General features: G+C 71.9%; 18 protein-coding genes. 5 read left to right on the top strand and 13 right to left on the bottom strand.

Annotation, left to right across the window (positions count from 1 at the left end; translation table 11 throughout):
* Nucleotides 1-9 precede the first annotated feature (9 nt).
* The 7 genes from AB0B86_RS00425 to AB0B86_RS00395 form a co-directional block, all read right to left on the bottom strand.
* Nucleotides 10-621, bottom strand: a complete 612-nt coding sequence (locus AB0B86_RS00425; protein ID WP_357414693.1) for a TetR/AcrR family transcriptional regulator — start codon at nucleotides 619-621, stop codon at nucleotides 10-12.
* A 338-nt stretch (nucleotides 622-959) separates the two neighbouring features.
* A complete protein-coding gene (locus AB0B86_RS00420) occupies nucleotides 960-2,246 on the bottom strand; it encodes an ABC transporter substrate-binding protein (protein WP_357410256.1) in 1,287 nt (428 codons plus the stop codon).
* A gap of 85 nt (nucleotides 2,247-2,331) precedes the next feature.
* Nucleotides 2,332-3,432: a branched-chain amino acid ABC transporter permease gene (locus tag AB0B86_RS00415; protein WP_357410254.1), complete on the bottom strand. Its 1,101-nt coding sequence runs from the start codon at nucleotides 3,430-3,432 to the stop codon at nucleotides 2,332-2,334.
* Complete coding sequence (locus AB0B86_RS00410) at nucleotides 3,429-4,307, bottom strand: branched-chain amino acid ABC transporter permease (RefSeq protein WP_357410252.1); 879 nt, start codon at nucleotides 4,305-4,307, stop codon at nucleotides 3,429-3,431. The genes AB0B86_RS00415 and AB0B86_RS00410 overlap by 4 nt, the downstream gene beginning before the upstream one ends.
* Nucleotides 4,308-4,337: 30 nt before the next feature.
* A complete protein-coding gene (locus AB0B86_RS00405; protein ID WP_357410250.1) occupies nucleotides 4,338-5,060 on the bottom strand; it encodes an ABC transporter ATP-binding protein in 723 nt (240 codons plus the stop codon).
* Nucleotides 5,057-5,842: an ATP-binding cassette domain-containing protein gene (locus AB0B86_RS00400; RefSeq protein WP_357410248.1), complete on the bottom strand. Its 786-nt coding sequence runs from the start codon at nucleotides 5,840-5,842 to the stop codon at nucleotides 5,057-5,059. The genes AB0B86_RS00405 and AB0B86_RS00400 overlap by 4 nt, the downstream gene beginning before the upstream one ends.
* A gap of 137 nt (nucleotides 5,843-5,979) precedes the next feature.
* Nucleotides 5,980-6,879, bottom strand: a complete 900-nt coding sequence (locus AB0B86_RS00395; protein ID WP_357410246.1) for an alpha/beta hydrolase — start codon at nucleotides 6,877-6,879, stop codon at nucleotides 5,980-5,982.
* Nucleotides 6,880-7,063: 184 nt separating this feature from the next.
* Here AB0B86_RS00395 and AB0B86_RS00390 point away from each other — a divergent pair, with 184 nt between their 5' ends.
* Entirely contained in the window at nucleotides 7,064-9,325 is a 2,262-nt protein-coding gene (locus AB0B86_RS00390; protein ID WP_357410244.1) for a catalase, read from the top strand.
* Nucleotides 9,326-9,439: 114 nt separating this feature from the next.
* Here the strand turns inward: AB0B86_RS00390 and AB0B86_RS00385 are convergent, their stop codons facing one another.
* Together AB0B86_RS00385 and AB0B86_RS00380 are read right to left on the bottom strand one after the other, a co-directional pair.
* Nucleotides 9,440-11,470, bottom strand: coding sequence for a serine/threonine protein kinase (locus tag AB0B86_RS00385; protein ID WP_357410356.1), 2,031 nt, complete (start codon nucleotides 11,468-11,470; stop codon nucleotides 9,440-9,442).
* Nucleotides 11,471-11,652: 182 nt separating this feature from the next.
* Nucleotides 11,653-12,525 (bottom strand): LLM class F420-dependent oxidoreductase, encoded by an 873-nt coding sequence (locus tag AB0B86_RS00380; RefSeq protein WP_357414691.1) that lies wholly within the window; start codon nucleotides 12,523-12,525, stop codon nucleotides 11,653-11,655.
* A gap of 200 nt (nucleotides 12,526-12,725) precedes the next feature.
* On the opposite strand from AB0B86_RS00380, the gene AB0B86_RS00375 reads away from it, so the two are divergent.
* Genes AB0B86_RS00375 through AB0B86_RS00365 form a run of 3 tightly spaced genes read left to right on the top strand, consistent with a single transcriptional unit; the run spans nucleotide 12,726 to nucleotide 16,059 of the window.
* Complete coding sequence (locus AB0B86_RS00375) at nucleotides 12,726-13,874, top strand: acyltransferase (protein ID WP_357410240.1); 1,149 nt, start codon at nucleotides 12,726-12,728, stop codon at nucleotides 13,872-13,874.
* Nucleotides 13,871-15,013 (top strand): alanine racemase, encoded by a 1,143-nt coding sequence (gene alr / locus AB0B86_RS00370; RefSeq protein WP_357410238.1) that lies wholly within the window; start codon nucleotides 13,871-13,873, stop codon nucleotides 15,011-15,013. The genes AB0B86_RS00375 and alr overlap by 4 nt, the downstream gene beginning before the upstream one ends.
* Nucleotides 15,010-16,059, top strand: coding sequence for a D-alanine--D-alanine ligase family protein (locus AB0B86_RS00365; RefSeq protein ID WP_357410236.1), 1,050 nt, complete (start codon nucleotides 15,010-15,012; stop codon nucleotides 16,057-16,059). Before alr ends, AB0B86_RS00365 begins: the two co-directional genes overlap by 4 nt.
* Here the strand turns inward: AB0B86_RS00365 and AB0B86_RS00360 are convergent.
* The 4 genes from AB0B86_RS00360 to AB0B86_RS00345 are packed head-to-tail and all read right to left on the bottom strand — an operon-like array spanning nucleotide 16,052 to nucleotide 19,680.
* Complete coding sequence (locus AB0B86_RS00360; RefSeq protein WP_357410234.1) at nucleotides 16,052-16,546, bottom strand: hypothetical protein; 495 nt, start codon at nucleotides 16,544-16,546, stop codon at nucleotides 16,052-16,054. The genes AB0B86_RS00365 and AB0B86_RS00360 overlap by 8 nt on opposite strands.
* A complete protein-coding gene (locus tag AB0B86_RS00355) occupies nucleotides 16,543-18,003 on the bottom strand; it encodes a HAMP domain-containing sensor histidine kinase (RefSeq protein WP_357410232.1) in 1,461 nt (486 codons plus the stop codon). Before AB0B86_RS00355 ends, AB0B86_RS00360 begins: the two co-directional genes overlap by 4 nt.
* Complete coding sequence (locus AB0B86_RS00350; protein ID WP_357410230.1) at nucleotides 18,000-18,695, bottom strand: response regulator transcription factor; 696 nt, start codon at nucleotides 18,693-18,695, stop codon at nucleotides 18,000-18,002. Before AB0B86_RS00350 ends, AB0B86_RS00355 begins: the two co-directional genes overlap by 4 nt.
* 16 nt (nucleotides 18,696-18,711) lie before the next feature.
* Nucleotides 18,712-19,680, bottom strand: a complete 969-nt coding sequence (locus AB0B86_RS00345) for a phosphatase PAP2 family protein (RefSeq protein WP_357414689.1) — start codon at nucleotides 19,678-19,680, stop codon at nucleotides 18,712-18,714.
* A gap of 251 nt (nucleotides 19,681-19,931) precedes the next feature.
* Between AB0B86_RS00345 and AB0B86_RS00340 the strand changes: the two genes are divergently transcribed.
* Entirely contained in the window at nucleotides 19,932-20,447 is a 516-nt protein-coding gene (locus AB0B86_RS00340) for a winged helix-turn-helix domain-containing protein (protein WP_357410226.1), read from the top strand.
* The last annotated feature ends 52 nt before the right edge of the window (nucleotides 20,448-20,499 follow it).

Here is a 20,499-nt window from a genome sequence, read left to right as displayed (position 1 = left end):
CGACCGGCGTCAGTCCGCCACGACCTCGGCCAGCAACGAACCCACTGTCCGGGTCATCACGGCACGGGCCTGGTCCACGCCGAGACCGAGCCCGTAGCGCAGCATCGACCAGGCCTGCCAGGTGCTCGCCACCACCAGGGCGTTGAGCAGTTGCTCCCGCCCCGGCCCGGCCTGGGCCAGCTCGCCGGCGAAGAGTTCCTCGACCTCGTCGCGTACCCGGTCGATGTGCTTGAGGCGGTTGCGGTGCAGCTGGTCGGAGACCGGCTCGCGCATCTGGGCGGCCCGCGCCGACGGCGCGATGAGCTGGAGCAACCGGGCCCGCTGCCGGCAGTACGCGTCGACCCGCTTCGCCAGCGGCAGCCCGGGCGAGATCGGCCGGTAGGCGGCGTCCTGCTGGCGGAGCACCTCGGCGCCGCTGGCCTCGAAGAGCGTCTCCATGTCCTTGAAGTTGGTCCAGAGCGTCCGCAGCGAGATGCCGGCCCGCTCGGCGATGCGTTCCCCGGTCGGGCGCAGGTCCCCTTCGCCGATGAGCGCGAGGTGGGCCTCGACGATGGCCGCCCGGGTGCGCTCGGCCCGGGCGGTTCGCCCGTCGACCCGGTTCGCGACCTCGACCCCGTCCATCCGCCCCCGCCTCCTCACCGCCACGACGCCTCCCGGCGCACCGCCGAGTCTAGACAGGCGGTGATCAGCGGTTCCGCGCCGACCGTCGGCACCGTCATCCGACCCGACCGGTCAGCGATACCCCGCCGTCGCGGACGATCGTCTGCCCGGTGATCTGGGCGGCGATGGCGACGCGGTTCACGAGCCGAGCCAAATGTGCATTCACAGTGCAGATAGTAGGAGGGCGGCTCGGTGGCGGTCAACGCCTTCCACGAGCGGCCGGAAGGCACCCAGGGCAGCCGTCCGACCGGGCGGGGTCACGCGCGACCCGGCCCGGTCGGGCGGCTGCCGTCGGGTCGTCAGGAGACGGTCGGCACCCCGTTCGCGGGCGGCGCGACCGGCGCGGCCGTGTACTCCTTGACCGGCCCGTCCGCCTCGTCGGTCTCGTAGGCCGGCCCGAAGTAGCTCTGCACTCCCCCGGTCACCCGGCTCAGCCGGTGACCGCCGTAGCCGCTGTGGTCCTTCTCGGAGAAGCGCAACGGCACCAGCCCGGGGCCCTGGAAGCCACCCTTCTGCACGGCCTGGAGCACCTTCTCCCGGGTGAGGTCCTTGCCGGCGGCGAGCAACGTCTGCACGAAGAGGTAACCGACCGACATGCCGTAGACGGTGTTGCCGTCGAACGGCGCGTCCCCGTTGTGTTCCTTGTTGATCTTCGTGAAGAGCTGGATCCACGGGTTCGCTGTGTCGTTCTGCATCGGCAGGTAGTTGGTGCCGACCATGCCCTCCAGAATCGGGGCGGCGGCGCCGAGCTGCTTGGCCAGGGTCGGGTGGTCACCGCCGACGTTGGAGACCAGCCACTGCGCCTTGAAGCCCAGCCGCGCGGCGGTGCCGATCGACAGCGCCGTGAAGCCGGGCACGGTGGCCAGCACGACGACCTTGCACCCGGCGGCCTTGAACGCCCCGATCTGCGGCGCCACGTTGGTGTTGCTGGTGACGTAGGTCTGCTTGACCGCCACGGCACCGGCACCGAGCACCTGCTCCACGCCCACCAGGCTGTCCCGGCCGAAGTCGTCGTCCTGGCCGAGGAAGCAGACCTTCTGCCCGGCCAGGTTCGTCTTCGCGTAGGTGGCGAGGATCTTGCCCTCCACCGTGTAGTCCGGGTTGAACCCGAACGTGCCGGGATACTTGTCCGGCTGGTCCCAGCTGCGGCTGCCGGAGGCGACGAAGAGGTCGGGCACCCGGTTGCTCTTCAGGAAGTCGAGCACCCCGCTGTGCGTCGGCGTGCCGAGGCCGTTGAGGATGGCGAAGACCTTGTCCTGGAGGACGAGCTGACGGACCACCTGCTGGGTGTTCGCCGGGTTGTAGCCGTCGTCCATGATCTTGTAGGTGATCTTCCGACCGTGTACGCCGCCGTTGGCGTTGACGTAGTCGAAGTACGCCTTCGTCGCCGGGGCGATCTTCGAGTAGCCGGCCGAGGCCGGCCCGGTGAGCGGCATGTGGGTGCCGACGACGATCTCGGTGTCGGTGACGCCGGGCACCGCTGCCCCGCCGGGACCGGAGCCGTCGTCACCGCTGCAACCAGCGGCGGCGGCCAACAGGGCGATGGTGCTGGCGATCGCGAGACCACGTTGTGCCAAACGGTGCATGGGAACACCGACCTTTCTCGGTCCGGTTTGCGGGAACGGTGTGGGTGGTGGGGATGCCTGGCCGAGGGCCGGGCTGGAGAACAGCTCAGGAACGCCGGGCCCGCAGGCGCCGACCAAGACGCGACAACAGCCCCTGCACGCCCCCCGGCGCGGCGATCATCACGACGATCAGGGTGAGGCCGAAGATCGCCAGCGGGAGGTTGCCCTCCAGCCGCTGCGCCACCGCGGGCGAGAGGGTGAGCAACTCCGTGACGGAGTGGGTGAGGTCGGGCAGGGCGACAAGCAGGACCGCCCCCCAGAGCGCGCCGGTGAGTCGGCCGAGACCGCCGATCACCACGGCCATCAGCAGGAACAGCGACAGGGTGAGCGAGAACGCCCCCGGCGAGACGCTCTGCGCGAGGACCGCCAGCAACGCACCGCCGAGCCCGGCGGTGGCGGCGCTGACCACGAACGCGAGGACCTGGGTGCGGGCCACGTGGATACCGGCGAGGCGGGCCGCCACCTCGTCGTCCCGGACCGCCCGGAAGGTCCGCCCGTACCGGCTGCGGATGAGGTTGGCCAGCAGCAGCAGGGCGAGCAGGGTGGCCGCGCCGGTGAGCCAGAGCTGCCACCGCTCGTACGGGAAGTACGGGCCGAGCGCCAGCGGCGGCGGGTCCACCGGCACCGACAACCCCTGCTCGCCGTTGAACACGCCGTCGAAGGTGACCGCCAGCGCCGGCACCACGACGGCCACCGCGAGGGTCACCCCGGCCAGGTAGGGGCCGCGCAGCCGGGCCGCCACCGCCCCGACCACCGCGCCGACCGCGACAGTGCTGACGACCGCCGCGACCAGCGAGAGCGGCAGCAGCCAGCCGCCGGTCATCCCCCGGTCGGCGAACGCGTTCTGGCACAACGCCACTGTGTACGCCCCGGTCGCCATCAACGCGCCGTGCCCGAGCGACAGTTGACCGTTGAGCCCGGTGAGGACGGTGAGCCCGGCCGTCGCGCAGAGGTAGGCGGCCACTGTGGCGAGCTGGAAGTTGCGGAACGGCTCGACGGCGTAGCTGACCCCGACCAGCACCAGCCCGGCGACGAGCACGATCGCGAGGTGGCGCAGCAGTGTCGAGCCGCGTCGCCGGTCGGCCGGCCGGTCGACGGCGTCGTCCGGCCGCTGCTTCGGCGGCACCGCCGCCGTCGTGGCGCTCACACCCGCCTCGCCGCGACCGGGGCGAACAACCCACCGGGCCGGACCAACAGCACCGCCAGCAGCAGGACCAGCACCGCGAGCGGCGTGAGGTCACTGCCGGCGTAGCCGCTCACGTAGGAGAGCAGCAGACCGACCACCAGGCCGCCCACCACCGCCCCCGGTGGGCTGTCCAGCCCACCGACCACCGCCGCGGTGAACGCCGAGACGAACACCAGGTCCATCGCGTGCGGGTGCAGGCCCAGCTCGGTCGGGATGACGAGCATGGCAGCCAGCGCACCCACCCCGGAGGCGAGCGCCCAACCGAGCGTCAACATGCCACCGACGTTGACCCCGAGCAGCCGGGACACCTCGGGGGCGAAGGCCGCCGCCCGCATCCGCAACCCCACCGGGGTACGGGCGAACATCCAGGCCAGGCCGCTGACCACCACCCCGATCGTGGCGAAGACGAACAGGTCGTACGGCGACAGCACGGCCACCCCGCCGACAGTGAGCGCCGACCGACTGAACGGTGCCTCGGCGGGCCGGAACTCGTTGCCGTACACCATGCCCAACACGGCCTGGATCAACAGCACCAGTCCGAGCGCGACGATCACCGGGTTGAGCGGCGAGGCGTGGTCGACGTGCCGCATCACGACGCGGTCCACAAACGCGCCGAGCAGCAGCCCGGCGACGATCGCGACAACGAAGCCCAACCAGTACGAGCCGGTCGCGGCGCTGACGGTGTAGGCGACGTACGCGGCGGCGACGGCCATCGCGCCCTGGGCGAAGTTGACGACCCGCGCCGCCCGCCAGATGAGCACCAGGGCCAGCGCGAACGCGGCGTACACAGCGCCCCGGGACAGGCCGTCGATGGTGAGGAAGACGAAGCGGTCCAACAGTCCTCCCTCCGGGGGACGAGGTGGTGGTCAGAAACCGAGGTACGCGTGGCGCAGATCGACGTCGTCGCGCAGCTTCGCCGCCGGAGCGGCGATCACCACCCGACCGAGGGACATCACGACGCCCTGGTCGGCGACGGCGAGCGCACTGCGCACGTTCTGCTCGACGAGCAACACGGTCAGGCCGGTGCTGTCGCGCAGCTGGCGGAGCAGCGCCATGGTCCGGGCGACCACCCGCGGCGCCAGACCGAGCGACGGCTCGTCGAGCAGCAGCAGGCGGGGACGGCCGACCAGCGCCCGGCCGAGCGCGAGCATCTGCCGCTCACCGCCGGAGAGCTGGTGGCCGAGGTGCCGACGGCGACGGGCCAGCGGCTCGAAGAGTTCGTAGACCTCGTCGAGGGCACGGCCCGCGTCGGCCCGGTCGCGCCGCCACAACCCACCCAGCCGCAGGTTCTCCTCGACGGTCAACTCACTGATCACGCCCCGCCCCTCCGGCACGTGCGCCATGCCGCGCCGGACGAGCTGCTCCACCGGCGTACCCCCGAGGTCCTCGCCGTCGAGGAGGACCTGGCCGGCGGCCGGGCGGATCATGCCGGAGAGCGCACGCAGCAGGGTGGTCTTGCCGGCGCCGTTCGCGCCGACCACAGCGGCGATGGTGCCGGCCGGAACGCTGAGGTCGATGGCCCGCAGCACGGGCGCGGCACCGTAACCGGCCACCAGCCCCCGCACGACGAGCAGATCAGTCGCGCTCACGGGGAGACCTCCTCGACGGTGGCACCGAGGTAGGCGTCGGTGACCGCCGGGTCGTCGCGGATCTCGTCCGGGGTGCCGGCGGCGATGACCCGGCCGAAGTCGAGCACCACGAGTTCGTCGCAGACCGCCATCACCAGATCCATGTGGTGCTCGACGAGCAGCACCGCGCAGGGATCGTCGTCGCGCCGGGGCAACCGCCGGACCAGCTCGGCCAGCTCGGCGATGTCGTCGGCGCCGAGGCCACCGGCGGGCTCGTCGAGCAGCAGCAGCCGGGGCCGGGCGGCGAGCGCGCGGGCCAGGGCGACCCGCTGGCGTACGGCGAAGGGCAGGGTGCTCGGTGCGGCCTCGGCGTGCCCGGCGATCCCCAGGTCGTCGAGGATGTCCAGGGCGTGCCGGCGCAGTCGGCGCTCGTCGCGGTCGCTTGCCGGCAGCCCGAGCAGCGCCGGGACGAAGCCCGCCCGGGCGGTGTGCGAGGCGCCGGTCATCACGTTCTCCAGCACTGTCAGACCGGCGAACAGGCCGGTCCCCTGCAGGGTCCGGGCGATGCCGAGCCGGGTCAGCTGGTGCGGCCGGGGCCGCAGCGGCCGGCCGTCGAGGGTGAGCGAACCGGTGTCCGGCGCGACGAAGCCGCAGATCACGTTGAACAGCGTGGTCTTGCCGGCGCCGTTGGGCCCGATCACGCCCACCACCCGGTTGGGTGGCACCCGCAGAGACACGTCGTCGAGGGCGGTGAGGCCGCCGAAACGGACGCCGATGTGGTGCAGTTCGAGGCCGCGCTCCATCACCCATCCCTCTGTCGTGGCGGGTGTTTATTTACACTCGCAGTGTACGTTTCTCGGGTATCGCGTCAAGACCTTCATTGATCTCGCCGGGCACGCCGACGGGGCGGCCGCCACCGGCGACCGCCCCGCGACCAGGCTCAGGCGCTGGGACAGGTGTTGCGATACTCCTCGATCTGTGAGCCGCTCGGGCCGGGGCAGAGGAACTGCTCGTAGCGGGTGTCGTCGTCGACGAACCGCTTCAACCAGGCCACCATCTGCCGGGCGGTGGGCGTGTTCGTCGTCTGCGGGAAGAAGTGGCTCGCCCCGTTCAACTCCAGATACGCCTTCTCGGCGGACGCCGGGATGCTGTTGTAGAAGGGCACCGAGTGCGTCGCGACGGGGGCGACGCTGTCGCTCTCGCCGCCGATGATCAGGGTGGGTACGCGCAGCTCGGACCAGCTCTTGTCCAGGTTCCACGGCGCGAGCGGCACAGCGGCCTGCAACGACGGCCGCGACGAGGCCGCCTCCAGGCTGCCGCCGCCACCCATGGAGTGCCCGGCCACCGCGAGTCGGCTGCTGTCGATCCGGGTGCGCACCGAGCTGCGCTCGGTGAGGTAGTCCAGCGCAGCGAGGAGCTGCCGGCCCCGGCTGTCCGGCTGGTCCAGCCGGGTGTTGGTCTCGATGCCGATCACCACGAAGCCGTGCGAGGCGATCCGTGGTCCCAACCAGCTGATGCTGGACCAGGAGGCGGTGTAGCCGGGCGAGATGGCAATGGCTCCGAAGGTGCCCTCGCTGGTGCTTGTCGGATAGTAGATGACGCCGCCGCCGAAGCCGGTGACGCTCAGCGAGGACACGCTCTGCGACGCCGTGGCGAAGGGGCCGCGGCTGGCCTCCAGGATGGCGGTGGTGGGGTCCGGGCCCCGCTCGTACGGCCCGGCGGCCTGGGCGGCGCCGGTCGATCCGGCCACGAAGCCGCCGGCCGCCAGGACGGCGGCGAGGGCGAACCGGGTGGCTCGGGCGGCGACGGAACGGGGACGGGTGGTGGTTGGTGAGGACACGTCGGGCACTCCCTAGGGTCGAGGGATATCGACGTGTGTCAGTTTTGGCCGGTCAACCGGTCGCCGCATCGGCAAAATCACCAGTCGTGGCGGCATTTGCCGTGATCAGTCGTGTTTCGGCCCTCTGACCAGGGGTAGCAGGGCAAGCGCCCGCTCGAACACGCGCCATGGAGGGTTTCGACAAGTGGATTCCAGCAAGCCCGCCGAGGCGGTCAAGAACGCAGTGAAGACCGCCTCCGGGAAGATCGCCGACGCCCTTACCCCGGATGTCCCGGGTGCGCCCGGAAGCGCGCCGCCCACCGTCGAGGAACCGACGACGCCGCACGACCCACTGCCGCCGAAGGCGGAACAGGGTGCGCCGCAGACGCGTACGCCCACCGGCGCCGAGACCGGCGTGCCGAGCACCGCGAAGGGTCAGCAGGGCGCCTACCTGACCACCGCCAACGGGGCGCGGCTGCGCGACACCGACCACTCACTCAAGGCCGGCCCGCGCGGCCCGGTACTGCTCCAGGACCACCACCTACGCGAGAAGATCACGCACTTCGACCACGAACGCATCCCCGAGCGGGTGGTACACGCCCGGGGCGCGGGCGCGCACGGCGTGTTCACCTCGTACGGCACCGCCGAGGCGGTCACCCGGGCCGGCTTCCTGAAGAAGGGGCGGGAGACCGACGTCTTCGTCCGCTTCTCCACGGTCCTCGGTTCGCGGGGCTCGGCCGACACGGTCCGCGACACCCGGGGCTTCGCGACCAAGTTCTACACCGACGAGGGCACCTTCGACCTGGTCGGCAACAACATGCCGGTGTTCTTCATCCAGGACGCGATCAAGTTCCCCGACATCATCCACGCCGGCAAACCGCACCCGGACCGGGAGATCCCCCAGGCGCAGAGCGCCCACGACACCTTCTGGGACTTCGTGTCGCTGCACACCGAGGCGCAGCACCACACCATCTGGAACATGTCCGACCGGGGCATCCCGCGGTCGTACCGGACGATGGAGGGCTTCGGCGTACACACCTTCCGCCTCGTCAACGCGGCCGGGGAGACGGTGCTTGCCAAGTTCCACTGGAAGCCCAAGCTGGGTGTGCACTCCCTGACCTGGGAGGAGGCGCAGCTGCTCGGGGGCATCGACCCGGACTTCCACCGCCGGGACCTGTACGACGCCATCGAGGCCGGCGCGTACCCCGAGTGGGAACTCGGCATCCAGGTCTTCCCCGACACCCCCGAGGAGACCTTCGCCGACATCGACCTGCTGGACCCGACGAAGATCGTGCCGGAGGAGCTGGCCGAGGTGCAGCCGGTCGGGCGGCTGGTGCTCAACCGGACCCCGACGAACTTCTTCGCCGAGACCGAGCAGGTCGCCTTCCACCTGGGCCACCTTCCGCCGGGCATCGACGTGACGAACGACCCGCTGTTGCAGGGTCGGCTCTTCTCGTACCTCGACACGCAGCTCACCCGGCTCGGCGGGCCCAACTTCACGCAGATCCCGATCAACCGGCCACACGCGGCGGTGAACGACATGCTGCGCGACGGCTTCCACCAGCACGCCGTGCACGCGGGCGTCGCACCGTACCGGCCGAACTCGCTCGACGGCGGCAACCCGTTCCCCGCCGGGGACGACGAGCACGCCTTCGTCGACGTGCCGGTCACCGTGGCGCAGGCGCCGAAGGTACGCGCCAACCCGGCCTCGTTCGACGACCACTACAGCCAGGTACGCCTGTTCTGGTCGAGCATGTCGCCGGTCGAGAAGGAGCACATCATCCGGGCGTACACCTTCGAGTTGGGCAAGTGCTACCACCAGGCGATCAAGGAGCGCCAGCTCCAGTGCCTCGCCAACATCGACCCGGTGCTCTGCGCGGAGGTCGCCACCGGGCTCGGTCTGCCCGCCCCGCAGCCGACGGTACCGCTCGCCGACGTCACGCCCAGCCCGGCGCTGTCGCAGGTCGGCCGGGAGTGGCCGAGCGACGGCCGGGTGGTCGGCATCGTCGTCGACCCCGACGGCGACCTGGACGGCGTCGACGAGGTTCGGCGGGCCGTGTTCGCGGCCGGCATGGTGCCGCTGCTTATCGCCCCGCACGGCGGCATGGTGGGCGACCTGCCGGTGCAGCGCACCTTCGCCACCGGCCGGTCCGTCGAGTTCGACGCGGTCCTGCTGGCCGGAGCGCCGGCGCCCGCGCCGGATGCCGTCGCTTCCCGCGACGCCAAGGCGGGTACGCCGGCCCCGGCAGCCGTCGATCCCCGGGTGCTGCTGCTCGTCGAGGAGTGCTGGCGGCACGCCAAGGCCGTGGGTGCCTGGGGCGCCGGCGTCGCCGTGCTGGAGCAGGTCGGGGTGGCCGGCACGCCCGGCGTCGTGACGGCGGGTACGGGTGCCGAGGCGCTGGCGGCGGTGCAGCAGCTGATGGCCGCGCACCGGGTGTGGGAGAGGTTCCCCGCCACCGTCGCCTGACCGTACCGCCGAGGGGCTGTCCTTCCCGCACCCGGGAAGGGCAGCCCCTCGGGCAGTTCCGGGCCAGCGAGTAGCACAGCGGACCGGCGGGCCACCTCGGTCAGTCGTGCGCCCTCAACTCCGGGTCCAGCGCAGGTCGTTAGTGGCAGTGCCGCAGTCGCGCTGTTCGATGAGCGCACCGGCCGCTGCGCTCTGGTCGGCCGCGCCCAGGCACAGTCCGCTGTGCGCGTTCACCAGGTGGCCGTCCGCGGTGAGGGTGAACTGCTGCGCCGGGGTGGTGTTGCAGGTGGTGAGCTGGATCGCCGCACCGGCGTCGCTGGAGGCGCCCAGCACGTCCAGACACCGGCCGCCGAGCTGCACGCTGCCGTCCGGTCGCGTGGTCCAGAGTTGGTTGGCGGCGCGGTCGTCGCGGCAGTCCCACAGCCGGACCCGGACCGGATCGGGTGACTGCGGGGTCGCGATGTCCAGGCACCTGTCGCTCGCCGCTCCGACGAACCGGTAGCCCGTCCGAGCCGGTGGCGTGCTCGGCGTCGGTGACCCCCCGGCCGGGGGCCTGCCACCCGGTGTGCTGCCGACCGCCGCCGACGCGGGCCGGAACCCCGAGGTGACGTGCCGGAAGTCGTCCACACCCCAGGCGGCCTCGGGCGCGAACCAGGCGAGGCTGTAGCCCTTACGGTCCGCCGTCCGGAAGGTGCGCTGACGGACGTGCATCGTGGTGCCGGCGTCGCCGGTGTAGAGCCACTCCCAGTCCGCCGCCGCGAGTTGATAGTTGACAGCGAGCAGCGCGACCCGGCGGTAGTCCCGGTAGCGTCCGACGATGTCGGGTTGCTTCTCGTGGCTGGTCAACTCGGCCACCGGGTCGGTGCGCGGCGTGTCGGTCTGGCTGACCACGAGCATCCGCGCCCCGTCCGGCTCGTGGAACTCGACCCGCTGGCCCCGGCGGACGATCTGCCAGTCGCGCGGCGCCGGCACCGAGAAGCCGGTGCTGTCCCGGTAGACCGACCACGCGATCGGCCGGGGTGCGCTGGCACTCGGCGGGCCGCCGGAGGTCGGCGTCATGCCCGGCGCGGCGGCCTGCACCAGTTCGGCCGCGTCGCCGCTCGGGCCCGGCGCCCGCCGGGTGACGAGCGGGATGCCGATCACCAGGCCGAGCGCCAGCACGACGGCGACACCACCGAGCAGCCAGGTCCGACGGCGGCGACCCGCCGCGGGACCGGCACCGTCCATCGCGGAGCCAGGCCCGGTCGGGGGTACGTCGTCGGTGCCGGACCTGATCGCCACCGAACCCGCGGTGTCGACCGGTGGGCGGGTCCCCGCCGTGGGCAGCGCGGTGCCGTCCAGGGCCGAGCGGAGCAGCCGCTCGGCGGTGTCGGCGTCCATCCGCTCGGCCGGGTCCTTGCGCAGCAGTCCGGCCACCACCGGTGCGAGCGGTCCCGCGTGGCGCGCGGTCGGTGGCGGTTCGGTGACCAGCGCGGTGAGACTCATCAGGCTGGACGGCCGGGCGTACGGCGACTGGCCCTCGACCGCGGCGTAGAGGGTCGCGCCGAGCGACCAGAAGTCCCCCTCGGGACCCACGGTGCCGCGCATGGCCCGCTCCGGCGAGACGTACGCGGGCGAGCCGAGCACCACACCGCTGAGCGTGAGGTTCACGTCCTCGACGGCGGTGGCCAGGCCGAAGTCGGTGAGCACGATCCGGCCGTCCGCGCCGAGCAGGATGTTCGCGGGTTTGACGTCGCGGTGCATGATGCCGGCGCGGTGGGCGGCGCGGAGCGCACCGAGCACTGCCAGCCCGATGGCGGCCGCCCGCACCGGTGGGATCGGACCATCGGTGCTGATGGCGTCGTGCAGCGAACGGGACGGCACGTACTCCATCACGATCTGCGGGTCACCGTCGGCGCTCAGCAGCACGTCGAAGACCCGGACGACGTTGACGTGGTCGAGCCGCGCGATCGCCCGGGCCTCCCGAAGTGACCGGATCCGCAATTCCTGTCGCGCCTCATTGGTCAGGCCGGGCGGTGGAACGATTTCCTTGATGGCGACGTCGCGTTGCAGCATTCGGTCGCGGGCTTTCCACACTCGACCCATTCCGCCCTGGCCGAGGAGCCCCACGACGTCATACCGATCGGTAACAAGTAGCGGTAGCATCTGCGGCACCCGGAGAGGCTACCTGGCAGGCCGTGCGACCAATTGTGGCGGTCGAAAAAGGGCGCTTATGTGATCCGCCTCATTACCGCCGGGAGAACGGCCATTCCGGCGCCCGGCACACCATCGGTCAGCCAGGAATTGGTCCATTGTTCACAGTGGCCACCCGCACCGTCGCTGCCGCGTCAGCCGATGTCGGCCAACCGTGGCAGCACCTCGCCACCGAGCCGCTCGGCGAACTCGACAGGGTGCCGATCCGGGGTCACCTGCACCTCGGTCACCCCGAGTGCCGCGTAGTCGGAGACCTCGGCGAGGAACGCGTCGGTGTCGTCGAGCGGCGACCGCGAGGCGACCACTGTCTTCTCGATCGCGTCGTAGTCGCGGCCCTCGGCGGCGCAGTGCCCGCGCAGCACGTCCAGCTTGCGCGCCACGTCGTCGATGCCACCGCGACCGAACAGGTTGCAGGCGTCGGCATAGCGCGCCACCAGCAGCAACGTCTTCTTCTCGCCCCCACCGCCGATCATGATGGGCGGGTGCGGACGACGCAACGGCTGCGGCGAGTTGATGGTCTCGGCGAGCTGGTAGTGCCGTCCGTCGAACGGGCCGTCGTCGTCGCTCCACATCTGCAGGCAGATGCGCAGCGTCTCCTCCAGCCGCTCGAACCGCTCGGCCACCGGGACCACCGGCACGCCCAGCCCGAGCTGCTCACGCTCGTACCAGGAGGCGCCGATGCCGAGGCGGGCCCGGCCGCCGGAGAGCACGTCGAGGGTCGTCACGGTCTTGGCCAGCAGCCCCGGGTACCGGTACATCACCCCGGTGACAAGCACACCAAGCGTCATCCGCTGGGTCTTCGCCGCAACGTAGGCCAGCGTGGTGTACGCCTCCAGCATCGGCTCCTCGGCGGCGAACACCGCGTCCATCTGGAAGAAGTGGTCCATCACCGTGAACGAGGCGACGCCGGCCTGCTCGGCGGTGGTCGCCGCCTGCGCCAGGGTCGGGGCGATCGCGGTCGGATCGGCCGGGGTCGAGTAGTTCCAGTAGTGCAGTCCGAGCTTCATGTTCGGCACCTCCGCAACGAGCCTAGGGGACGTCTGGCGACCTGTCTCAGAAGCAGTAGGTGAGGCCGTCCAGGGCAGCGACCGGCACTGTCGCGCACCGGGCGGGCACCGTCACCGCCTGCCGGTGCCGGTCGCGTCCATTACCGGTTCATGACAATTCGTGGACCACGCGCGGATATCCGGCTGGCAGCTTCTGCTGAGTGATCCAACAGTTGTCTCCCCCCGAGTCCCGGTCCGCCGAAATGCGCCCCGAGGCGACGCACGTCCGGTTTCGCCGACGGTACCGGACCGGGACCGTCACCGTCGCGCGGCAGTCCCCGCGCGCACAGTGGGCCGACGCGGCGAAGGGCGTCTGCATCATCCTCGTCGTCCTGTGGCACGTCGTGGTGAAGGACTACCTACAGATCGACTGGCACGTCGGCGTACCGGTGCCGGGGCTGTGGGGGACGCTCGGCGAGCAGTTCCTGCCGCTGCGGATGCCGCTGTTCTTCACCATCTCGGGCCTGTTCGCGGCGAACGCCGTCACCCGGCCGTGGCGGGTCGTGGCCGGCAGCCGCATCGCCGGGTTCCTCTACCTGTACGTCGTCTGGCTGCTGATCCACACCGCGGTACTCGCCGCCGCGCCGCAACTGCCTACCGACCGCGCCACCTCGCCCCTCGGCCTGCTGGAGCAGCTCACCATCACGCCGTCCAACCTCTGGTACCTGTACGCGCTGGCGCTGTACTTCACAGTCGCCAAGGCGACCCGCCGGGTGCCCCGGGCACTGGTCCTGGTACCCGCCGGAGCGTTGTCCGCGATCGCCGCCGCCGGCCTGCTCGACACCCCAGGCAACCGGGCCGGCCTCTACCAGAACCTGGTCTTCTTCCTCGCCGGCCTGGCCCTGCGGCCGCAGATCGAGCGGTGGGCGGCCACCGCCAGCACACGCCGCCTCGGGTGGACCTCGGGCGCCTACGCGCTCGCGCTCACCGCCATGGCGGCGGCCGGCGCCCAACAGTGGTTCGGCGTATGGACGGCGGTCTCCGTACTGGCAGTGATCTTCGGCATAACCGCCGCCGCACGGCTGGCCCGGTGGTCGGCACTCAGCAAACCGCTGGTTAGGCTCGGCCGCATCACACTGCCGATCTACGTCATCCACATGCCGGTCCTGGCCCTGCTGCACCGGCTGTTGCTGGTACCGGTTTCCGGGCTGGACCGGTCCGCCCAGGCCCTGATCGTCCTCGGTTATCCGATTCTGCTGAGCGCACTGGTGATCGGTCTGAGCCTGGCCGTCCACCGCGGGCTGTTGGCGGTACGCGCACCCTGGCTGTTCGCGCTCCCCGGCTCCCGCCGGGCGGAGGCGGCCGGATGAGCGCCCTGGCCGAGGCGGTTGTCGACCTCGATGCGATCGCCGACAACGTGCGGGCCATCGCCTCGATCACCGGCACCGACCTGATGGCGGTGGTGAAGGCGGACGGGTTCGGTCACGGCGCGGCGCAGGTGGCCCGGGCCGCGTTACGCGCCGGCGCCCGCTGGCTGGGGGTGACCTCGGTGGCCGAGGCGCTGACCCTGCGGGCGGCGGGGGTGACCGCCCCCACGTTGAGCTGGCTGCACCGGCCGAACGACGACTTCGGGGCGTTGATCGCGGCGGGCGTCGACGTCGGGGTGTCGACCACGACGCACCTGCACGCCGTCGTCGACGCGGTGCACCTGCACGGCGTGCCGGCGATGGTGCAGCTCAAGGCGGACACCGGCCTGTCCCGCAACGGGGCCGCCGGGGAGGACTGGCCGGAATTGGTGGGTTGGGCCCGCAAGTACGAGCGGGAGGGCGCGATCCGGGTGCGCGGGGTGTGGTCCCACCTCATCGACGCGGACCTGCCGGGCGCCCCCGCCCTGAACCGGCAGGTGGCGACCTTCGAGGAGGCGTTGCGGGTGAGCCGCGTGGCCGGCCTCGACCCGGACCTGGTGCATCTGGCCAACTCGGCGGCCGCGCTGTCCGCGCCGCACACCCGCTTCGACCTCTGCCGGATCGGGATCGCGCTGTACGGCGTGGACCCGTTCGGGGCGAGCGGTCCGGGCGAGTTCGCGCTGACCGCCGCGATGACGTTGCGCACGAGTGTGGTCAACGTCAAACGGGTGCCCGCCGGTACGAGCGTCTCCTACGGTCCCGAGCACGTCACCGACGCGCCGACCACGCTGGCGCTGCTGCCGCTCGGCTACGCCGACGGGTTGCCCCGCGCCACCGGCGGTCGCGGTGAGGTGTGGCTCGGCGGCCGACGGTGCCCCATCGTCGGACGCGTCGCCATGGACCAGTGCGTGGTCGACGCCGGGGACCTGCCGGTGACGATCGGCGACCCGGTAGTGGTCTTCGGCCCGGCCGACGGCGACCAGGACCCACCGACGGTCGTCGAGTGGGCCCGCTGGGCCGACACCAACCCGCACGAGATCTTGACCGGGATCGGGCCCCGGGTGGCCCGCGACCACCTCCACGAAAGGGCACGGAATTCATGACGACCCGACTGGCAGTGCTGTACGGCGGGCAGAGCGGCGAGCACGAGGTGTCCCGCCGCTCGGCGGAGAGCATCCTCGCCAACCTGGACCGGGAGCGCTACGAGGTCACCGAGGTGCTCATCGACCGCGACGGCGGATGGCATGTCGGCGGTCGCCCGACGACACTCCCCCAGGCGCTGCGGGTGCTGCGTACCCAGGACGTGGTGTTCCCGGCCCTGCACGGCCCGTACGGCGAGGACGGCACGGTGGCCTCCCTGCTGGAATGGCTCGGCGTGCCGTACGTCGGCAACGGTGTCTTCGCCAGCGCCGCCGGCATGGACAAGGGTGTCACCAAGCGGCTGCTCGCGGCGGAGGGCCTGCGGGTCAGCCCGGGGGTGACCCTGCGTCCCGGCGAGGAGTTGTCGGCCGCCGACCGGCAACGGCTGGACCTACCGGTCTTCGTCAAGCCGGCGCGGGCCGGCTCCAGCCTGGGCGTGGTCAAGGTGGCCGAGTGGGCGGGCGTACCCGCCGCGCTGGAGCAGGCCCGTCAGGTCGACCCGAAGGTGCTCGTCGAGCAGGGTGCGCGCGGGCGTGAGATCGACGTGGCAGTCCTCCAACATCCGGACGGGCGGGTGCAGGCCGGCCCGCCGCTGGAGATCCGGGTGACCGGTCCCGGCTTCTTCGACTACGACGCCAAGTACGACGGAGGGGCGGCCTTCCAGATCCCCGCCCCGCTCGACGCGGCGACCACCGAGGTGCTCCAGGACCGGGCGATCCGCGCCTTCCGCGCCCTCGACTGCCGTGGGCTGCTCCGGGTCGACTTCTTCCTGCCCGCCGAGGGGTCGCCCGAGCCCATCGTCAACGAGGTCAACACGTTCCCCGGCTTCACCGCCGCGTCACAGTTCCCGCAGATCTGGGCGCAGGCCGGTCTCGGATTCGCCGCGCTCATCGACATCCTGATCGCCGGTGCGCTCGTCGACGAGGACCGGGGCCGCCACACCGGGCTGCCCCGGCAGGCGGGACCGGCCAACCTGGTGGGCAGTGGTGGTCAGCGCCCGGTCATCTGATCGGGCACGGCCGGGCCGGCCGGGCCCCGTCGGACCCGGTGATGGTGACCGGGGTGAAGCTCTCCGCCAGGCCGGACCGGGCGGCGGCGTCGGCCGCCGTGCAGATGATCTGGTCCGCCGCCCTCGACGTCAGGGCCCGCGCCGGGCCGGTCGTCCGCACCGTGAGGCCAGCGGACCGGCCGGCCACGGACGTCACAGTGACGGGGTCGAACCCGGCCGGCACCTCGCTCGTGAAACCCTGGCCGCGTTCGTTCTGCTGCGGACCGGCCGCGAGCAGGGCGAGCGTGGTGGCGGGCGAGGAGTCCTCCGACTGCGGGCGGAGGACCGGCACGAGTGCGCCCTGCGCGAGCAGGTAGAGCGTGCTGCCCTGGGCCGGGCCGCTGACCGCGGGCCGACCGGTGATGACCTCACTGGGCCGTACCCCGCAGCCGCCCGAGGCGAGCAGCGTGAGCAGCACGCCACCGGCGAGCAGCACGCGCCTGGTCATCGGGCACCTGCGGCGTCCGCCGGGTCGCGGGGCAGGCGCACTGTGAACACCGCGCCGCCACCGGCGGCGTTGGACGCCACCAGACTCCCCCGCCGTTCGCCGTGCTGGTGCAGGCGGGCGTTCTCCCAGGAGATGGCGAGGCCGAGACCACTGCCCTCGGAGCGGGTCCGCGCGGTGTCGGCCTTGTAGAACCGGTCGAACACGTGCGGCAGGACCGCCGGGTCCAGGCCCGGCCCCTGGTCGGCGACCTCGATGGTGACCCAGTCCGCGTCCGCGCGCAGGCGTATCGACACCGGCTCGGCACCGTGCCGGAAGGCGTTGCCGACCAGATTGGCGACGATGACGTCCAGCCGACGGGGATCGAGTCGGACCACGATCGCGGGGGGCAGGTCGGCCCGTACCCGGTCGAGCCAACCCCGGATCCGCAGGGTCGCGGTCACCGCCGCGGCCACGTCCACGTCGTCGAGGGCGAGCCGTGCGGTGCCGGAGTCGAACCGGCTGACCTCGATGAGGTCGTTCACCAGTTGGGTGAGGTTCTGCGTCTCCCGACTGACCAGCCGGGCGGCCCGGCCCGCGTCGCCGGGCAGGTGCTCCGCCTCCTCGTCGAGCACGTCGGTGACAGCCGTCATCGCCGCCAGTGGCGTACGGAGTTCGTGCGAGACGTCGGCCACGAAGCGGCGGGCGTCGGACTCCATCCGCCGCAGCTCCCCGACCTGCCGTTCCAGCGTCCCGGCGGTGTCGTTGAAGGTCCGCGCCACGTCCGCGAGCTCGTCGGCGCCCCGGACGGTCAGCCGGGTACTCAGGTCGCCCTCGCCGAGGCGGCGGGCCGCCCGGCCCAGGTCGCGGACGGGTCGCAGCACACCGCGGGCGGCCAGCAGGGCCAGCAGGACGGCGAGGACCAGGGACAGCCCGCCGGTCTGCCAGGCCCGGGTGGCGAGCCGGTTGACGCTCTGCTGCTCGGGCACCAGGCTGCGCACCGAGTAGACCTCCAGCCCGGACGGCCGGGTCGTACCGCCGGACGCGTCGAGCGCCAACTGGGTGCCGATGAGCAGCCAGGGCTGTCCGTCGAGCGATACCCGTTGCCAGGCGATCCGGCCGTCGCCGACCTCCCGACGCAGCTCGGGGGTGAGCGGGTCGGCGATCTCCCGGCTGCCCTGGGACCGCATGTCGCGGTAGACGACCACCGCGAAGCCCTGCCGGTCGGAGAGCCGCTGGGCCAGCAGGTCCAGGTCGTTCTGGGTCGGTGGGAGCTGGAAGATCGGGTAGACCTTGGTGAGTTGGTCGGTGAGCGACGCGACAGCGGCGTCCTGCGCCTGTTGCAGGATGACGGTCCGGGCCTGGATGTAGCTGCCGCTGGCCACGGCCGCCGTGGTCGTCACGCCCAGCAGCGCGAAGGTCAGGAGCAGCCGGACCCGCAGGCCCAGAAGTCGGGCGCCGGCCCAGCGCCACCGGGTCACAGCGGCCCGAACCGGTATCCGAAACCGCGCACGGTCTGGATGAACAGCGGCGCTGACGAGTCGGCCTCGATCTTGGCACGCAGCCGCTGGACGCACGCGTCCACGAGTCGGGAGTCCCCGAGATACCCGTGTTCCCACACGGCCTCCAGCAGTTGCTGGCGGCTGAGCACCTGGCCCGGCGTCTGCGAGAGTTCGAGCAGCAGGCGCAACTCGGTCGGGGCCAGGCCGACCGGCGTCCCGTCCCTGCTCACCACAAGCGCGGCCCGGTCGATGGTCAGCGGGCCGTACTGCTCCACACCGGCGCGTTCGCCGGCGGGACGCCGCGACTCGCCACCGATGCGTCGGAGCACCGCGCGGATCCGCGCCTCGAGCACCCGGGCCTGCACGGGTTTGACCACGTAGTCGTCGGCGCCGGCCTCCAGGCCCGCCACCACGTCCATGTCGTCGTTACGGGCGGTGAGCATGATGATCGGCAGGTCGCCGAGCTGCCGGATTCGGCGGCACACCTCGAACCCGTCCATCCCGGGCAGCATGAGGTCGAGGACCACGACGTCGGACGAGGTCGTGCGCAGCCGGTCCAACCCCTGCTCACCGGTTCCCACGGCATGCACTGTGTGGCCCTGTCGGGTGAGCGCCAGTTGCAGTCCGTCGCGCACCGTCTGGTGGTCTTCGATAAGCAGCACCTGGGACATGTCGTCAAGTATCCCATCATGAGATCTTTTGCGACCCGGTCGACGGCCCTGGCCGGGCGGGAAGCGGAGAAGCGAAATCAGTGGCCCTTACCAGGAACACCACAGCACCCACCAGGACCATCGTCACCGCGCCGGCCACCATGATGGCGACGAGCGCGCCGCGCTGCACCGACGCGGCCAACTCGGGCCCGACCACCACCAGGGCCCAGAGCAGCACGAGGGGACCAGCCGCCGCCCCGGCCAGCCCACCCCACCGACTGCCGCCAGCCGGCCGGCCGGCAGCGCCCCGCTCACCCCGGGCCACCAGGGCCGCCGCGGCCAGGCAGAACAACGCCACCCCCAGCAGTACGCCGCCGAGCGCGTCACTGAACCGGTGCCAACCCGCGATCATCGTCGCCGCCGCGACCACCGTGACCCCCGCCGCACCTGGCACCGTTAGCCAACGCCGGGCCCACCCGGGCAGGACCAGCATGAACGCCAGCAGCAGCGCCGTCGCCGCCGCGACGTGGCCGCTCGGGAAACTGTTGTGGGTTGTCGAACTCCCGATCCCGAGATCCGGGCGGGGCAGCGCCGACTTCACCGCGCCGGCCACCACCACCGCGCAGAGGACCAGGCCGACCCCGACGACACCCGGCACCAGCCGTCCGCGCAGCGCACCCACAAGCAGCACCGCGCCGAGCAGGGCGGCGAGCAGTGTCGGGCGGCCGAAGGTGGCGAGCACGGCGTTGGCCGGCCCCACCAGGGTGGTTTGCTGCTCGTACCCGCCGCCCCGCTCGGCGGGCGGTAGCAGCGCGCCGTCCCACCACTGACCCGGGTACGTCCGCACGAAGAGGAGAGCCGTGAGGGCCAGCGCGAGCAGGCCGCACAGCGACGCCGCGAGCAGCCGCAGACCCAGCGGCACCGCCGGGTGGGGGCGTGCCAGCGGTCGCGTCGGCTGCGGGCCGGGCGTCGACCGCCCGACGGGGTACGACGATCCGATGGACATGACGACCATGCTCACCCCGCCAGGTCCGTACGGCGTGCGCGGATTGTCATGGTTCTGTCACAACTGCCTCCGGACCGTCGGAGACGAGCTGGCGACCCCTGCGACGTGGTCGAATTCGTCCGCGTGCATGCGACGATGTTTTACTCTGCCGGGATCAGCCACCACTAGGGTCAGGACGCCGATCGATGCGTGCGTCGACGGTGCGAAAAATCCATCCGGAGTGAGTTGGGGAACCGGAAGGGGTTGGGGGAATGCAGGAAATCCCTGTCGCGAGTCTGGTCATCGGCATCGCGTCGTCGCCGGCCGAACGCCGGCAGTTGGCCCGACTACTCGGCGGAAGTGACGCCTTTCTGATCGTCTCGACCGTCGACCAGGCGCGGGAGTTCCTCGGGGTGGTCGACGCGCCGCCCTTGCCGACTCCCCCGGTCACCGGCGTACTCGCCGAGGTGGCGCCGAGCCCACCACCACCACCGCCGCCACCACCGGAGCTGAGCGTCGACTCCGACCGGCGGGTGCTGCGGTGGCGCGACCAGGAGATCGACCTGACCCGGCTGGAGCACGACGTCCTGCTGTGCCTGGTGCACGCCCCCGGGCAGATCTGGACCTACGAGCGCCTGCACCTCGAGGTCTGGGGCAACCGGCACCTCGGTCGCGGCTCCGACATGCACTCGGTGGTCCGCCGGGTGCGTGGCAAGCTCGCCCGGCTGAACGCCGCGGCGACGATCCACTCGGTGCGCGGGGTCGGCTTCCGGCTCGCCCCGGTCTGATCCGCCGGACGCGTTCCGGCCCGCCTGGTCGGTGACCAGGCGGGCCGGACGT

The sequence above is a fragment of the Micromonospora sp. NPDC049047 genome (assembly GCF_040649135.1).
In the GTDB taxonomy this organism is placed as follows: Bacteria; Actinomycetota; Actinomycetes; order Mycobacteriales; family Micromonosporaceae; genus Micromonospora.
This window is presented reverse-complemented; position numbering and strand designations above follow the sequence as displayed.

Coding starts and splice junctions, on each gene's coding strand:
- AB0B86_RS00425 (WP_357414693.1), bottom strand. CDS start 621: ATGGACGGGGTCGAGGTCGCGAACCGGGTCGACGGGCGAACCGCCCGG.
- AB0B86_RS00420 (WP_357410256.1), bottom strand. CDS start 2,246: ATGCACCGTTTGGCACAACGTGGTCTCGCGATCGCCAGCACCATCGCC.
- AB0B86_RS00400 (WP_357410248.1), bottom strand. CDS start 5,842: ATGGAGCGCGGCCTCGAACTGCACCACATCGGCGTCCGTTTCGGCGGC.
- AB0B86_RS00385 (WP_357410356.1), bottom strand. CDS start 11,470: ATGCTACCGCTACTTGTTACCGATCGGTATGACGTCGTGGGGCTCCTC.
- AB0B86_RS00380 (WP_357414691.1), bottom strand. CDS start 12,525: ATGAAGCTCGGACTGCACTACTGGAACTACTCGACCCCGGCCGATCCG.
- alr (WP_357410238.1), top strand. CDS start 13,871: ATGAGCGCCCTGGCCGAGGCGGTTGTCGACCTCGATGCGATCGCCGAC.
- AB0B86_RS00365 (WP_357410236.1), top strand. CDS start 15,010: ATGACGACCCGACTGGCAGTGCTGTACGGCGGGCAGAGCGGCGAGCAC.
- AB0B86_RS00360 (WP_357410234.1), bottom strand. CDS start 16,546: ATGACCAGGCGCGTGCTGCTCGCCGGTGGCGTGCTGCTCACGCTGCTC.
- AB0B86_RS00350 (WP_357410230.1), bottom strand. CDS start 18,695: ATGTCCCAGGTGCTGCTTATCGAAGACCACCAGACGGTGCGCGACGGA.
- AB0B86_RS00345 (WP_357414689.1), bottom strand. CDS start 19,680: ATGTCCATCGGATCGTCGTACCCCGTCGGGCGGTCGACGCCCGGCCCG.
- AB0B86_RS00340 (WP_357410226.1), top strand. CDS start 19,932: ATGCAGGAAATCCCTGTCGCGAGTCTGGTCATCGGCATCGCGTCGTCG.